10 protein-coding genes are annotated in these 15105 nt (G+C 72.6%); 5 read left to right on the plus strand and 5 right to left on the minus strand.

The window, feature by feature from the left end:
- Positions 1-28 precede the first annotated feature (28 nt).
- The 4 genes from Q0A33_RS05460 to Q0A33_RS05475 all read left to right on the plus strand — a co-directional run bounded on the left by Q0A33_RS05460 (position 29) and on the right by Q0A33_RS05475 (position 6206).
- The gene (locus Q0A33_RS05460; protein WP_291794226.1) at positions 29-1819 is read left to right on the plus strand and encodes a histidine kinase; all 1791 of its coding nucleotides are present in this window, start codon (positions 29-31) and stop codon (positions 1817-1819) included.
- Between the two features lie 20 nt (positions 1820-1839).
- Positions 1840-2637 (plus strand): response regulator transcription factor, encoded by a 798-nt coding sequence (locus Q0A33_RS05465; protein WP_291794240.1) that lies wholly within the window; start codon positions 1840-1842, stop codon positions 2635-2637.
- Between the two features lie 279 nt (positions 2638-2916).
- On the plus strand, positions 2917-3639 hold the full coding sequence (locus Q0A33_RS05470) for an ABC transporter ATP-binding protein (RefSeq protein ID WP_291794242.1): 723 nt from the start codon (positions 2917-2919) through the stop codon (positions 3637-3639).
- On the plus strand, positions 3636-6206 hold the full coding sequence (locus Q0A33_RS05475; protein WP_291794227.1) for an ABC transporter permease: 2571 nt from the start codon (positions 3636-3638) through the stop codon (positions 6204-6206). The genes Q0A33_RS05470 and Q0A33_RS05475 overlap by 4 nt, the downstream gene beginning before the upstream one ends.
- A 56-nt stretch (positions 6207-6262) precedes the next feature.
- Here Q0A33_RS05475 and Q0A33_RS05480 read toward each other — a convergent pair whose 3' ends face one another.
- The 5 genes from Q0A33_RS05480 to Q0A33_RS05500 all read right to left on the minus strand — a co-directional run bounded on the left by Q0A33_RS05480 (position 6263) and on the right by Q0A33_RS05500 (position 13534).
- The gene (locus tag Q0A33_RS05480) at positions 6263-8383 is read right to left on the minus strand and encodes a 3-hydroxyacyl-CoA dehydrogenase NAD-binding domain-containing protein (RefSeq protein ID WP_291794229.1); all 2121 of its coding nucleotides are present in this window, start codon (positions 8381-8383) and stop codon (positions 6263-6265) included.
- A 97-nt stretch (positions 8384-8480) separates the two neighbouring features.
- Positions 8481-9809, minus strand: a complete 1329-nt coding sequence (locus tag Q0A33_RS05485) for a GNAT family N-acetyltransferase (protein WP_291794231.1) — start codon at positions 9807-9809, stop codon at positions 8481-8483.
- Between the two features lie 205 nt (positions 9810-10014).
- On the minus strand, positions 10015-11046 hold the full coding sequence (ilvC, locus tag Q0A33_RS05490; protein WP_291794233.1) for a ketol-acid reductoisomerase: 1032 nt from the start codon (positions 11044-11046) through the stop codon (positions 10015-10017).
- Between the two features lie 173 nt (positions 11047-11219).
- Positions 11220-11726, minus strand: coding sequence for an acetolactate synthase small subunit (gene ilvN, locus Q0A33_RS05495; RefSeq protein WP_291794235.1), 507 nt, complete (start codon positions 11724-11726; stop codon positions 11220-11222).
- The gene (locus Q0A33_RS05500) at positions 11726-13534 is read right to left on the minus strand and encodes an acetolactate synthase large subunit (protein ID WP_291794245.1); all 1809 of its coding nucleotides are present in this window, start codon (positions 13532-13534) and stop codon (positions 11726-11728) included. The genes ilvN and Q0A33_RS05500 overlap by 1 nt, the downstream gene beginning before the upstream one ends.
- Positions 13535-13963: 429 nt before the next feature.
- Here Q0A33_RS05500 and Q0A33_RS05505 point away from each other — a divergent pair.
- Positions 13964-15105, plus strand: a 1142-nt coding sequence (locus Q0A33_RS05505) for a methyltransferase domain-containing protein (protein WP_291794237.1), incomplete at its 3' end; no start/stop codon positions are given.

Below are 15105 nucleotides of genomic sequence, written 5' to 3' on the forward strand. Positions count from 1 at the left end.
CGGGCATGCGCGCACTACCGTGGTGCCCATGACCTCTCCTCCCGCCTCCTCCGCAGGTGCCCGCGGCCCGGGTCCCGCAGTGCCTGCGGGTGCCGCCTCCTCGGGCACCGGAGGAGCGCGTGCGGAGGGCGCGGCACCCGTCCGGCCTCCGGAGACGGCAGGCGCGTCCGCGGAGCCGTCCGGCGCCTTCACCCGGTTCCGCCGGTTCTTCGCCCGCCGTCCGTGGATCGCGGACACCCTGGTGTGGGCGCTGCCGCTCATCTTCGTGAGCATGCTCTCCTCCTCGCAGCAGGGCTTCCTGTACACGGACAGCGCGATGCCCGTGCAGGTGGCCGTGGCGCTCTCCTTCCTCATGGCCGCGCCGCTGGCCCTGCGCCGGGCCGCACCGCTGCTGAGCTCGCTCCTCATCGCCGGGGCCTGTCTGCTCACGGTGCTCACCATGACGGGCCCCTCGCTGTCCGTCTTCGCCGTCCCGCTCACCATCTACTCGACGACCAAGTGGGGCACCGCCGCCCACGGGAAGATCGTGCTCGCGCTGGGGTTTGTGGGCTCGCTGCTCATGGGGCTGAGCATCTACCTCGCCCTGCTGCAGGGCACGGTGGGGCCGGACGCCAGTCCCCTCGAACCGTCGACCTACGCGGTCATCGCCATCTACTCCGGGTTCTGCGCCGCCGTGGTGCTGAGCGCCTGGCTGCTGGGCGGGGTCGCATATCGCCGCCGCCGGGAGATCGAGGGCATCCGGGAGCGCAACCGGCTGCTGGAGCAGGAGCGGGCGGCCGAGGCCCGGCTCGCGGCCGATGCCGAGCGCATGCGGATCGCCCGTGAGATGCACGACGTCATCGCCCACTCCCTGTCCGTCGTCATCGTCCAGGCCGACGGCGGACGATACGTCGCGAAGACGAACCCGGAGGCCGCCGCAGAGGTGCTGGCCACCATCGCGGAGACCGGTCGGAGCGCCCTCGCACAGACCCGCTCGCTGCTGGGGGTGCTCCGCGCCGAGTCCGGCGAGGAGCGTGAGGCCAAGCCGCTGCCCGGCCTCGCGGAGGTCCCCGCCCTCCTCGCCGACATCCGCTCCGCGGGCCTCGACGTGCGGCTGCGGGGCGAGGAGGTCCTCACCCGCGGCTCCGGGCTGACGGAGCCGGTGCAGCTCGCCGTCTACCGGATCGTCCAGGAGTCGCTCACCAACGTCCTCAAGCACGCCGGCGCGAGCGCACAGGCGACCGTGGAGCTCGCCGAGGGCGAGGGAGCCTTCACGGTCAGCGTGGTCAACACCGGGCTCCAGGGCCTGCCCTCCGCCGAGGCCGGAGCCGGGATGTGGGCGGGCGCAGGCACGCGGGAAGGCACGGACGACGGCGCCGCGGGCCGCCGCGCAGGCCGGCGCCGGCGCGCTGCGGACCGCGAGGCGCTGGCGCGGACGGGCGGGGGCAACGGCATCATCGGCATGCGGGAGCGGGCGCAGCTGCACGGCGGCGAGCTCGAGGCCGGACCGGTCTGGGGAGCCGACGGGACGGCGAACGGCTTCCGGGTCACGGCGCGGTTCCCGGTCGGAGCTCCCGCGGCGCTCCGGCCGAACGGCTCCGGCCGTGCGGCGGAGGACGCGAGACCCGCGACCCCGACGGCGTCCGAGGCACCAGCGGCTGCGGCGGGGGCCGGGCACACCGCGGCCGCGCGGGCGGCAGAGTCGCCGCGCGGTGCCCCGGGGATCGGCGCACCCGCGGACGGGACCGGGCAGAATGGGACTCCGCACGGTGGGCCTGCCGGCGCCGACGTGCAGGACCGCAGCACCCCGAGGGACGAGACGAGGAGAGCGCACGCGTGAGCGACACACAGCTGAGGGTCATGCTCGTGGACGATCAGGCCCTGGTCCGGGCGGGCTTCGTCATGGTCATCGATTCCCAGCCGGACATGAGCGTGGTGGGACAGGCCGGGGACGGTGAGGAAGCGCTCGCGCTCGCAGCGGAGCTGCACCCGGACGTGGTGCTCATGGACGTGCGCATGCCCCGCGGCGACGGCATCCAGGCCACCGTCCGCCTCCACGCGCTCGCGGACTCCGGCACGCTGCCTGCACCGCGGATCATCGTCCTCACCACCTTCGACACGGACGAGTACGCGCTGGAGGCGCTCCGCGCCGGGGCCGCGGGCTTCCTCCTCAAGGACGCGCAGCCGGAGGTGCTGCTCGAGTCGATCCGCACCGTGGTGGACGGCGGCGCCGTCATCGCCCCGACCACCACCCGGCGGCTGCTGGACACGGTGTTCGCCCGCGGCGGGTCCCCCGGCCCGGAGCATCCCGCCGCCGCACAGGGCGGCGGTGCGGGACCCGGCCACGGGACCGGGGAGGGCTCCGAGGCCGGATCCGCTGCTCCCGGCGGAGGTCACGGCGCCGCCGCAGCCCCTGCCGCGCGCACGCCGTCCCCGGAACAGACGCGGCTGCTGGAATCCCTCACCCCGCGGGAGCTCGAGGTGCTCCGGCTGGTGGCGCGCGGCATGAGCAACGCGGAGATCGTCGAGGAGCTGTACCTGGCCGCGCCCACCGTGAAGACCCACGTGAGCCGCATCCTCATGAAGCTCGGCGCGCGCGACCGCGTGCAGGCAGTGGTCTTCGCCTACGAGGCGGGACTCGTCGCACCGCAGGACTGAGGACCTGTCCGCGGCCCTCCGGACTGCCTCACCTCATCCCCCGGTATGACACCCCGGCGGACGAGGCCGGAGGCCGGGTGTCCTGCATCACCGCGAAGACCATCCCCGAGGCCGATTCGCCCTCTCCGCGGCGGCGGTTGACTGGCAGGCATGAACACTCATCCCCGTCACTCAGCGACGCACACCCCCGCCGCCCAGGCCCCGCCCACGGATCGTCCGCAGCAGCCGGGCCGCCCACGGCCGGCCATCCGCGCCGCCGCCCTCACCAAGACCTACGGCATGGGCGACGCGCAGGTCCGGCCGCTGAACAGCCTCTCGCTCGACATCGCCGCCGGCCGATTCACCGCGATCATGGGCCCCTCGGGCTCCGGGAAGTCGACGCTGCTCAACATGCTCGCCGGGCTGGACACCCCGGACTCCGGCGAGGTGACGATCGGAGACACCCAGCTCTCCGGCCTCGGCGACGCCGCCCTCACCCGGGTGCGCAGGGACCGGATCGGCTTCGTGTTCCAGGCCTTCAACCTCGTGCCCGCGATGACGGCGGAGGAGAACATCCTGCTCCCCTCCCAGCTGGCAGGGCGGAAGGTCGACCGTGCCTGGTTCGCCCGGATCGTGGAGCTGCTGGGGCTCCGCGACCGCCTCCGGCACCGGCCGCACGAGCTCTCCGGCGGCCAGCAGCAGCGTGTCGCCGTGGCCCGCGCACTCGTCACCCGGCCGGACCTCATCGTCGCGGACGAACCCACCGGCAACCTCGACTCCGCCTCCGGGGACGAGGTGCTGGGGCTGCTGCGCGCCTCGGTCGACGAGTTCGGCCAGACCGTCGTCATGGTCACCCACGACGCTCAGGCGGCCGCCCGCGCGGACCGGGTGGTCCTGCTGGCGGACGGACGTCTGGCCGGCGAGCTCCACAGCCCCACGCCCGAGGCCGTGGCACAGGCGCTCATGCACATCACCACGAGCGCCCACCGGGCGGCGGAGACGCGTGCAGGAGGCGCTCGATGATCCGCATCGCGCTCGCCAATCTGCGCAGCGCCTCGGGCAGGCTGCTGTCCGCGGGCATCGCGGTGACCGTCTCCGTGGCCTTCATCGTCGCCGCGTTCCTGTTCTCGACCGCCTTCGGGGACACCCTGGGCAACCAGGTCCGCCAGCAGTGGGCCGGTGCCGATGTCGCGGTGCTCGAGGCGGATCGGGAGGCCGCGGCGATGCCCGCGGCCGAGGACACCGCGCTCACCCAGGAGCTCACCGACGAGGTGGGCGCCGTGCCCGGCGTGTCCGAGGCGGTCCTGGAGCGCTCCGGCTACCTCCAGGTGGCCAGCGGCGACACCGAGGTCTCCGGTGTGGTGACGAATCTCCCCACCGCACTGGAGGAGCGGCTCAGCGCAGGGCGCCTGCCCGCTGCCGCGGACGAGGTCGCCCTGCCCGCCGGTGATGCCGAGGTGCTGGGGCTCGGACCGGGCGACACCCTGCGCCTGGCCGATCCCGACCCCGCTGCCACGGACGCCGCGGACGATGCGGACAGCTACACCGTCACCGGGCTGCTGGAGGGCAGCTCCCCCTTCGCCACCACGCTCTACCTCACGGACGCGGGCCTCGACGCGGCACCGGCGGAGGTGTTCCCCACCGCCGTCCGCGTGGCCGCGGACCCCGGCACGGATCCGGCCGCGCTCGCCGCGGACGTCCAGACCGCGCTCGACTCCGCCGGCGGGGGCTTCACGGCCGTGACCGTCGAACAGCACGTCGAGGCGCAGCTCAGGGAGATGTCCGGGCAGACGGACATGCTCGCGACCATCGGCCTGGGCTTCGGCCTGCTCGCCGCCGGGGTCGCCGCCCTCGTCATCTCGAACACCTTCCAGGTGCTCGTGGCCTCCCGCGCCCGAGTGCTCGCCCTCTACCGGGCCGTCGGTGCCACGCGCACACAGCTGCGCGGGGCCACACTGCTCGAGGGCGCGGCACTCGGGCTGCTCGGCTCCGCCGCCGGCGTGGGCGCGGGCCTGCTGCTCGGCTGGGGGCTCACCGCCCTCGCCCGCGCGCTCTGGATGCCCGAGTTCGCCCAGATCGCCCCCGGGCCCGCCGCCCTGCTCGTGGGTCCCGCGGTGGGAGTGCTCGTGACGATGGCGGCAGCGCTCGCACCGGCGCGCCGCGCCACCCGCGTCTCCCCCATCGAGGCGCTGCGGCCGGCCGACGTCCGGCCCGCGCAGTCGCGCTTCCCCTGGGTGCGGACGATCGCGGGCGCCGTGCTCGGGCTCGGCGGAGCGGCGCTGTGTCTGGTGGGAGCCTTCGGCCTCGGCGTGCCGGTCGCGATCGTGGGCTGCTTCGCCCTCTTCCTCGCCGTCCTCCTCGCCGCCCGCGCCGTGGTGCCGCCGCTCATCGGTCTGCTCGCGACGGGCCTCGGCGTGCTCACGCGGCGCTCGAAGACCGTGCTGCTGGCGGGGCGCTCCGCCCGGGAAGCCGTCGGCCGGACCTCCTCGACGACGGCGGCGCTGCTGATCGGCGTCACCCTCGTGAGCGCCGTGGTCGTGGGCTCCGCCTCCGTGCAGCGCTCCGTGGAGCTGGAGACCTCCCGCGAGTACCCCGTCGACCTCGTCATCGACGGAGCGGGATCCGAGGTCCAGGCGCTCCTGGCGGACTCCCCCGTCACCGAGGCCGTCGAGACGGTGCCCGCCGCGCGGGCCGAGGTCTCCCTCGACTCCTCCGTCGCGGGCGACCCGGCCGGTCCTCTCACCGGCGAGCTCACCGTGCTCACCGCCGCCGAGGCCGCCGCACCGAACGCCTCCGGTACGGTGCTGCGCAGCGGAGGCTACGAGGTGGAGCCCGGCACCCTGCTGCTGAGCCAGCAGGAGGTGGGCGGTCAGGGGCCCACTGCGGACTACGAGAACGCTCCGGTCACGGTGACGGTGGGCGGGAAGGAGCTCGAGCTGAAGCTCGACGCCTCTCTCGCCGCGCCCGCCGGCACCGCGCTCCTCTCCGCCGAGGACGCCCGCGCCCTCGGCATCGGTGCCTCCGGCAGCGCCTCCGCTCCGGCCGGCGGAGCCCAGACCTGGGTGCGCACGGCCGAGGACGCGACGATGCCGCAGCTCGAGATGCTCACCGCACAGCTGGGTGCCGAGGGCTACGCGGTGGATCCGCATGCCGCCGCTGAGCGCGCCCAGTACGCCCAGGCGTTCCAGGTCGCCCTCGCCGTGGTGCTCGGCCTGCTCGCCGCCGCCGTCGTCATCGCGGTGATCGGCGTGAGCAACACGCTCACCCTGGCCGTCATCGACCGCCGGCGGGAGGGAGCACTGCTGCGCGCCCTGGGCTTCAGCCGCGGTGCTCTGGCCCGGATGATCACGGTCGAGGCCCTCCTCATGGCCGTCGTGGCGCTCGTGGTGGGCCTGGGACTGGGCATCTTCTACGGCTGGGTCGGCACCGCCGCCCTTCTCGGGGACGCGGCCTCTCCCGTGCTGGACGCCGCCCCGGGCCAGCTGGCGCTCATCGCGGCGGTCGCACTGCTGGCAGCCGTGCTGGCCTCGGCGGTGCCGGCACGGACCATGTCCCGCATCCCGCCCGCCGAGGGCATGAGCGAGGAGTGAGCCGACCGCCTCGGGGCAGTACCGGCCCCCGTCCGCCCAGGACGGGGGCCTTCTGCTCAGCCCTCCTGTGCGCGCTCCACGAGCCACGGCGCCGGCGCCCAGTACTCACCGTGGATCCGTGAGAACTCCTCCAGGCGGGAGACCACCTGCGCCCAGCCCTGCTGCGCGGCCCAGTGCATGGGACCGCCGCGGTAGGCGGGGAAGCCGTAGCCGTGCACCCACACGACGTCGAGGTCGCCGGGGCGCTGGGCGATGCCGTCGCTGAGCACCTTGGCGCCCTCGTTGACGAGCGCGAGGAGGCAGCGCTCCACGATCTCCTCGTCCGTGACCTCACGGCGGGTGACACCGGCGGCCTCGGCACACTGCTCGATGATCTCCAGCACTGCCGGATCCTCGTGACGGGTGCGGTCGCCCTCTTCGTAGCGGTAGTAGCCGGCCCCCGTCTTCTGCCCGTAGCGGCCGGCCTCGAAGAGCTTGGTGGGGATCTCCGAGAACGCCTGCATCTGCACCGGCGTGGCAGTGGCGCGGAACGTCCGCCGGCCGGCCTCGCCCACGTCCAGTCCCGCGAGGTCGCCCACCGCGAACGGTCCCATCGCGAACCCGAATGCCTCCATGGCGGCATCCACCTGGGCGGGCGTGGCGCCCTGCTCCAGCAGCTGCTCGGCCTCGCGCTTGTACGGGGAGAGCATGCGGTTGCCGATGAAGCCCTCACCCACCTGGGAGAGCACCGGCTGCTTGCCGATGCGGCCGGCGAGCGCCATCGCGGTGGCGAGCACGTCCGCGGCGGTCTCCCGACCCTGGACGACCTCGAGCAGCCGCATGATGTTGGCGGGGCTGAAGAAGTGGAGGCCGATCACGTCCTGCGGGCGCCGGGTGGCCGCGGCGATCTCGTCGACGTCCAGCCGCGAGGTGTTGGTCGCGAGCACCGCCCCCTGCTTCACGATCCCGTCCAGCTGCGCGAAGACGTCCTTCTTCACGTCCATGTCCTCGAACACCGCCTCGATGACGATGTCCACCGGCGCAAGCTCCTCCAGGCCGGTGGTGAGCGAGATCCGGGCGATCGCGGCCTCGGCGGCCTCCTCGCTGATCCGCCCGCGCGCGGCCTGCGAGCGGTAGGTGGAGTCGACGCGGTCCCGTGCCCGCTCCAGCGCCTCCGGGGTGGTGTCCACGACCGTGACGGGAATGCCCGCGCTCGCCAGTGCCATCGCGATGCCGGAGCCCATGGTGCCGGAACCCACCACGCCCGCGGTCTCGATCTGCCGGACAGGGGTGCCCGTGGGCACACTGTCGATCTTCGCGGCGGTGCGCTCGGCGAAGAAGAGATGGCGCAGCGCCTTGGACTCCGGGCCCTCGACGAGGACCGTGAACAGCTCGCGCTCGCGGTCCAGGCCGGCCTCCAGCGGCAGGGTCAGCGAGGCCTCGACGGCGTCGACGGCCGCGAGCTGGGCCGTGCCGTTGCGACGGTTGCGCCCGGCCTTGGCGCGGGCGGCGGCGAGGTCCAGTCCCGTCGCGTCCGGCGCGGGCACGGCGTCGAGGGAGGGGTGCGCAGCGGCACCCTGTGACTCCGTTCCCTGGGCCTCGGCCTCCTGCACCCGTGCCCGCACGAAGGCGATCCCGGCCTCTGCCGGGTCGCCGGTGAAGACCGCGTCCACGATGCCCCGCGCGTGGGCCTCGGCGGCGTCCAGACGCGCACCGGCGAGGATGAGGTCAAGCGCAGGTGCGGCGCCGATGAGGCGCGGCAGGCGCTGCGTGCCGCCACCGCCCGGGATGAGGCCGAGCGTGGTCTCCGAGAGGCCTATCGAGGAGCCCTCCGCGGCGATCCGGTAGTTCGCGCCCAGTGCGAGCTCGAGGCCCCCGCCCAGGGCGAAGCCGTGGATCGCAGCGATGGTGGGCACGGGCAGGGAGGTCAGCTGAGCCAGCACCGCGCGCAGACCGGGCTCCGCGGAGGCGGCCGGCGTGTTGAACTGCCGGACGTCCGCCCCGCCGCAGAACCCGCGTCCGGTGCCCGTGAGCACCACGCCGGCGACCTCGGCGTCCGCCGCGATGGCCGTGAGCGCTCCGGCGAGGCCCGCCCGGACCGTGTCCGCCAGCCCGTTGACGGGAGGGTTCGCGATCTCCACGACCGCGATCCCGCCCTCCTTCCGCCAGGTCACCGTCTCCGAGGTGTGCGTGCTCATGCGAGTCCTTCCTTCCGCCGGATCGCCGTCCGCGCGGTGTGTATGAGCGCAGCGGTGCGCATGCCGTGTCTTCCTGCCGGAAGCCGTGGGGATGATGTCAGAAGTCGTTGGGCGCGTAGGGCGCGCGCTCCAGGGCGAACAGCGAGCGGGCGCAGATCGCCGCGCCCGGCGTGCGCTCCGTGATGCGCCCGGCGCGGGCCAGCACCACGGGATCGGCCCCGCCCAGGAAGAGCGAGCCCAGCTCGGAGACGTCCAGCAGCAGATCCGCGTCCTGCGCCTGCTTCCCCGCCGGATCGTCGCTGAGCTTCTCCACGCGGCCATCGCCGGGCTCCGCACTGCGGGCGCCGGTGCCTGCGGACTCGATCCGGTAGACGCCCGCGGCGAACCCCATGTCGTCCGTGACGGCGAGCGTGAGCGTGCCCGGCACGGTGTAGGGGCGCGCCTCCAGGGCCTTGACCGGATCGAGGATGCGCAGCCACATCCCGTCCTCCTGCGCCGTGATGGTGACCCGGCGCGGGTCCGCGAGCAGCCACGGCAGCGGGGACTCCTGCGCGGCATAGCCGAACCGCACGCGCTCCACGAGGTCCACCGCGCCCAGGAAGGCCCAGAGCGAGGAGTAGGCGGCGTCGGAGACCGCCACGAAGTCCATGACGTCGATGGTCGTGGGCTTCACGTCCCAGCCGGCGAAGCGATAGGAGACGTATCCGTCCGGCACGCCCGCCTCGTCGTAGTGGACGGCGGCGCGGATGCCCCGGTCCTTGTCCCCCGTGTCCCGGTCGAGATCGCCGGCCGCCACGTCCACGTAGGTGCGCTGACGTCCCGTGGCGCCGGGCGAGACCTTCTGGAACCGCTCGTAGAGGGAGGGACCGAGTTTGCGGAGCACCTGCGGATCCACCATCTCGAGGCGGCGGTCCGGCTCCACCGCGAGCTGGAAGCCGGGGCTCGTGTCCAGCTCGATCTCGTTGTACCAGGTGGCCGGGCCGAACCCGAAGCGCCGGTAGATGGAGCCCTCCGTGGCGGTGAGCGCGGCGAAGGGGTAGCCCTCGCTGTGGGCGCGCACGAGGTTGGCGGTCATCATGGACCGGAGCAGGCCTCGGCGGCGGTGGGTGGGGCGGACGGTCACCCAGGTGATGAGGTGGGCCGGCACGAGGCGGCCGCCGCCCACGTGGACGGTCTTCTCGAAGTGCGCGAACGTCGCGACGGGGATGGAGGCGTCCAGCGCGTGCTGCGGGGTCTTGTCCGCGTAGACCGCGGTGAAGACGCGCCCGTCCGCACGAGAGCGCTCCACCCGCCGCTTCACCTGCTCCGGTTCGTCGCGTTTGCCGTGGAATCCGGCGGTGACGGCCTGGAGGTAGGCCGCCGTGCGCGCTTCCGGCGCATCGTCGCTGAAGGTGGGCTCGAATGTCTCAAAGCGGTACTCAGTCACCGTCCGAGCCTATAGCAGGACGTGAGGCGCGTCTCGTTCCGCGGACCCGCAGCGTGGTGCGCGTGCCCCCTGAGTGCAGGTGCCATCTGCCCCTGAATGCAAGTTACGTCTGCGTAGCGGCCGTGGTGAGCGGCCGGTACGCAGACGTAACTCAGGAGGTGGCGGGTGCGGGACGCTCCCGCGCCTCACCGGAGGCAGACGGGACTCAGCGAGCGGCAGTGCCCTCGGTGTAGTCGTCGTCGGTCTCCTTGAGCCACGCGAACATCTTGCGCAGCTCGCGGCCGGTGGCCTCGATGGGGTGCGTCTCCTCCTTGGCGCGGAGCTCCTTGAACTCCGGAGCGCCCGCGGCCTGATCGTCCATGAAGCGCTTGGCGAACGCGCCGTTCTGGATGTCCGCGAGGACGGCCTGCATGTTCTCCTTGACCTCCGGCGTGATGACGCGGGGGCCGGAGACGTAGTCGCCGTACTCGGCGGTGTCGGAGCAGGACCAGCGCTGCTTGGCGATGCCGCCCTCCACCATGAGGTCGACGATGAGCTTGAGCTCGTGGAGCACCTCGAAGTAGGCGATCTCCGGCTGGTAGCCGGCCTCGGTCAGGGTCTCGAAGCCGTACTGCACGAGGTGCGAGACACCGCCGCAGAGGACCGCCTGCTCGCCGAAGAGGTCCGTCTCCGTCTCCTCGGTGAAGGTGGTCTTGATGCCGCCGGCGCGCAGGCCGCCGATCGCCTTGGCGTAGGACAGTGCGGTCTGCCATGCGCTGCCGGAGGCGTCCACCTCGACGGCGACGAGGACCGGCACGCCGCGGCCGTCGACGTACTCGCGGCGCACCACGTGGCCGGGGCCCTTGGGCGCGACCATGAAGACGTCGACGCCCTCGGGAGCCGTGATGTAGCCGTAGCGGATGTTGAAGCCGTGGATGAAGACGAGGGACTTGCCCTCGCTCAGCTGGTCCTTGATCTCGTTGTTGAAGATCTCGGCCTGCACCTGGTCCGGAGCGGCGATGGTGATGACGTCGGCCCATGCGGCGACCTCGGCGGGCGTGCCCACCTCGAGGCCCTCCGCGGTGGCCTTGTCGCGGCTCTTGGAGTCCGCCTTGAGGCCGATGCGGACCTCGGCGCCGGAATCGCGCAGGCTCAGCGAGTGGGCCAGGCCCTGCGAGCCGTAGCCGATGACGGCGACCTTCTTGCCCTGGATGACGGACAGGTCTGCGTCGTCGTCGTAGAAGCGCTCTGCTGCCATGGGGTTACTCCTTCTCACGGGGTGGGATGCGTATATCCGCATCCCAGGATAGTACGGGTGCGCGGGCACCCTCTCAGAATCTCACGGTGCGGACGATGCGCCTGACTTCCCGCAGACGCCCGTCCGGTGCCCTCCCCGCGCACACGCGCCGCGCGCACCGGGAGGGCGAGGGCTCAGCGGCCGGCGCGGTCCGTCATGGACTTGGAGCCGCGGCCGATGGCCAGCGTGCCGGACTGCACGATCTCCTTGATGCCGAAGGGCTCGAGGACGCGGTGCAGGGCATCGACCTTGTCCTGCTCACCGGTGGCCTCGACGCTCACGGCGTCGACGGCGACATCGATGATGCGCGCGCCGAACATCTCCACGACGGAGGCCACCTGCACACGGGCCGCGGCGTCCGCCCGGACCTTGAAGATCATGTGTGCGCGGCGGACGGAGCTCTCCGGTTCGAGCTCGACGATCTTGATGACGTTGATGAGCTTGTTGAGCTGCTTCGTCACCTGCTCGAGCGGCGTGTCGTCCACATCGACCACGACGGTGATGCGGGACAGGCCCTCGAGCTCCGTGGTTCCCACGGCAAGGGAGTGGATGTTGAAGCCCCTGCGGGCGATGAGGCCGGTGAAGCGGGTGAGCACACCCGGCTTGTCCTCGACCAGGACCGAGAGCGTGTGGCGGCTCATCAGATCTCACCTTCCTCGGCCTCGGAGGAGAAGTCCGGGCGGATGTCACGGGCGTACTGGATCTGGTCGTTGCTCACGCCGGCGGCCACCATGGGCCAGACCATAGCGTCCGCGGGGACCGTGAAGTCGAGGACGACGGGGCGGTCGTTGACCGCGAGCGCCTGCTCGATCGCGGCGTCGACGTCCTCGTTGCGATCCACCCGCAGGCCGAAGCAGCCGTAGGCGTCGGCGAGCTTGACGAAATCGGGCACGCGGACCGTCTCGTGGCCGGTGTTGAGGTCCGAGTGCGAGTAGCGGCCGTCGTAGAACAGCGTCTGCCACTGGCGCACCATGCCCAGCGAGGAGTTGTTGATGATGGCGACCTTGATGGGGATGCCGCTGATGACGCAGGTGGCGAGCTCCTGGTTGGTCATCTGGAAGCAGCCGTCGCCGTCGATGGCCCAGACCACACGGTCGGGCTGGCCCTTCTTCGCACCCATCGCCGCGGGCACGGCGTAGCCCATGGTGCCGAGCCCGCCGGAGTTCAGCCAGGAGTGGGGGCGCTCGTACTGCACGAACTGCGCCGCCCACATCTGGTGCTGGCCCACGCCGGCGGCGTAGACGCCCTCGGGACCGGTGAGCGCGGAGATGCGCTCGATGACGTACTGCGGATCGCACAGACCCGTGTCCGTGCGCTCGTAGCCCAGCGGGTAGGAGGCCTTCCAGCCGTCAATGAGCTTCCACCAGGCCGCGCGCCCGTCCTCCAGCGAGGAGGCGAAGGAGTTCTTCAGCTCGTCCAGCAGCGCGGAGAGCACCTCACGGGCATCGCCCACGATCGGCACGTCCGCCGTGCGGTTCTTGCCGATCTCCGCCGGGTCGATGTCCGCGTGGATCACCTTGGCGTGCGGCGCGAACGTGGACAGGTCTCCGGTCACGCGGTCGTCGAAGCGGGAGCCCACCGCGATGAGCACGTCCGCCTTCTGGATGGCGGCCACCGCCGGCACCGTGCCGTGCATGCCGGGCATGCCCAGGTGCTGGGGATGGGAGTCCGGGAAGGCACCGCGCGCCATGAGGGTGGTGGTGACGGGGATGCCCGAGGCCTCCGCCAGTGCCAGGAGCTCCGCGTGCGCGCCTGAGCGGACGATGCCGCCGCCGGCGTAGATGACAGGCCGCTTCGAACTCGCGATGAGAGCGGCCGCCTCGCGGATCTGCTTGGCGTGCGGGCGGTTGACGGGACGGTAGCCGGGCAGCTCCACGTCGTCCTCCCACACGAATTCCAGCTGCGCGGCCTGCGCGTCCTTCGTGATGTCCACCAGCACGGGGCCGGGGCGGCCGGTGCTGGCGATGTGGAAGGCGGCGCGGAGGGCGCGCGGGATGTCCTCGGCCTGCGTGACCAGGAAGGAGTGCTTGGTGACGGGCATGGTCATGCCGACGATGTCCGCCTCCTGGAAGGCGTCCGTGCCCAGGAGCGCCGAGGACTGCTGACCGGTGATCGCGAGCACGGGGACGGAGTCCATGTGCGCATCCGCGAGCGGGGTCACGAGGTTGGTGGCACCGGGACCGGAGGTCGCCATGCAGACGCCCACCCGGCCGGTCGCCGCCGCGTAGCCGGTGGCCGCGTGGCCCGCGCCCTGCTCATGGCGGACGAGGACGTGGTCGATCTGCTCGGAGTCGAGCAGCGGGTCGTAGGTGGGCAGGATCGTGCCGCCGGGCAGGCCGAAGACCGTGTCGACGCCCAGCCTCTCGAGTGTGCGGATGACCGCCTGCGCCCCGGTGATGACCTCACTGCGGGGTGCGGATGCGCGGCGCGCCGTGCCGGGATGCGGCACGGAGGCGGGCGTGGGGGATTCGGCGCGCGCTGTGCGCGCCGGTGCTGGACCTGCCACGGGTAGCTCCTTATTGCTGGCCTCGAAGATCTTCTGTCCTCCGCCGCCCGCGCCGGGATGGGCCCGGACGGCGGAGGATGCCCCGCTCCTCGCTCGGCATCGATCCGCGCTCCTCACGGAGTGCGCACCGTCCGCCTCGCACAAAAAAACGCCCTTCCTGGTGGAAAGGGCGCGCGGGACGTCGTCAGAGCGTCAGCTGCGGGTCTCCGCGCGCTGGGTAATGACGACGAGAAGGAAGTTCATGACAGGAATGTTACATGCGCCTCGCACCGTTCCCAACTCGCGACCTCTCCCGTCTCACTTCATGGGATTCATGTCTGCCGGCCAGTGAGACGGGACGGGCGTCCGCCGGCGGCCCGTACCCTGGGAGCGATGAATGAGCTCCTCTCCGTCCCGCAGCGCACGCTCCTCGCCTGCGCGCACTTCGATGCGCACGAGTGCCGCTCCTGCACGCTCCTCCCGGTGGCCACGGAGGACCGCCTCACGCGGGTGCAGGCCGAGGTCGCCGCCCTCCTCGACCCCTACGCGGACGTCCGGTCGGCAGACCGCACCGCGGCGAGCGGCACTCCGGCGGTCCACGCAACGGCGAGCGGCTCGTACTGGGGAGCGCCGGTGCGGAGTCCGCTGGCCGGCTTCCGGAACAAGGCGAAGATGGTGGTGAGCGGAACGGCCGAGGCACCCGTCCTGGGCATCGTCGACGAGGACGGCACAGGCGTGGACCTCAGCGACTGCCCCCTGTACCCCGCTCCCGTCCACGCCGCTCTGGCTGCGCTGCCCGGGCTCATCCGCCGCGCGCAGGTGCCCCCGTACTCCGTGAGCCGCCGCCGAGGCCAGCTCAAGCACATGCTGGTGACGGCCTCGGACGCGGGTGAGCTCATGGTCCGCTTCGTGCTGCGGGACGCCACACCCGTGGCGCGGATCCGCGAGCACATCGGCCTGCTCACCGAGGCGGTGCCGGGAGTCCGTGTGGTGACGGCGAACCTCCAGCCCGAGCACTCCGCGGTCCTCGAGGGGCCGGAGGAGGTGCACATCTGGGGTGAGGACGCGCTCACGGTACGGCAGGGGCGGATCCCGCTGCGCGTGCGGCCGCAGTCGTTCCTGCAGACGAACACCGCCGTCGCCTCGCAGCTGTACGTGCAGGCCGCGGAGTGGGCGGATGCCGCCGAGGCCGCGTTCCGGGCCGAGGCCGCCGTCCGGGCGGACGACGACGGGTTCCCGGCCGGTGGTAGTGAGCTCCGGACCGAGAGTGACCGGGCCGAGGGCAGCGGGCTCCGGGCCGGCGGCGACGAGGAGGAGTTCGTCGTATGGGACCTGTTCTGCGGGGTGGGCGGCTTCGCGCTGCACTGCGCGCGGCCGCGTGAGGAGCACAGCTCCAGGAGGGTGATCGGTGTCGAGGTCTCCGCGGAGGCGATCGCGTCCGCACAGGCCACTGCCGCACAGCTCGGGCTCGAGGCGGAGTTCCATGCCGCGGACGCAACGACGTTCGCGAGCGGCGCGGGCACTGGGGCCGGGAC

The organism is Brevibacterium sp., assembly GCF_022712115.1.
In the GTDB taxonomy this organism is placed as follows: Bacteria; Actinomycetota; Actinomycetes; order Actinomycetales; family Brevibacteriaceae; genus Brevibacterium; species Brevibacterium salitolerans.

Coding starts and splice junctions, on each gene's coding strand:
- ilvN (WP_291794235.1), bottom strand. CDS start 11,726: ATGAGCCGCCACACGCTCTCGGTCCTGGTCGAGGACAAGCCGGGTGTG.
- Q0A33_RS05480 (WP_291794229.1), bottom strand. CDS start 8,383: ATGAGCACGCACACCTCGGAGACGGTGACCTGGCGGAAGGAGGGCGGG.
- Q0A33_RS05470 (WP_291794242.1), top strand. CDS start 2,917: ATGGGCGACGCGCAGGTCCGGCCGCTGAACAGCCTCTCGCTCGACATC.
- Q0A33_RS05460 (WP_291794226.1), top strand. CDS start 29: ATGACCTCTCCTCCCGCCTCCTCCGCAGGTGCCCGCGGCCCGGGTCCC.
- Q0A33_RS05475 (WP_291794227.1), top strand. CDS start 3,636: ATGATCCGCATCGCGCTCGCCAATCTGCGCAGCGCCTCGGGCAGGCTG.
- Q0A33_RS05465 (WP_291794240.1), top strand. CDS start 1,840: ATGCTCGTGGACGATCAGGCCCTGGTCCGGGCGGGCTTCGTCATGGTC.
- ilvC (WP_291794233.1), bottom strand. CDS start 11,046: ATGGCAGCAGAGCGCTTCTACGACGACGACGCAGACCTGTCCGTCATC.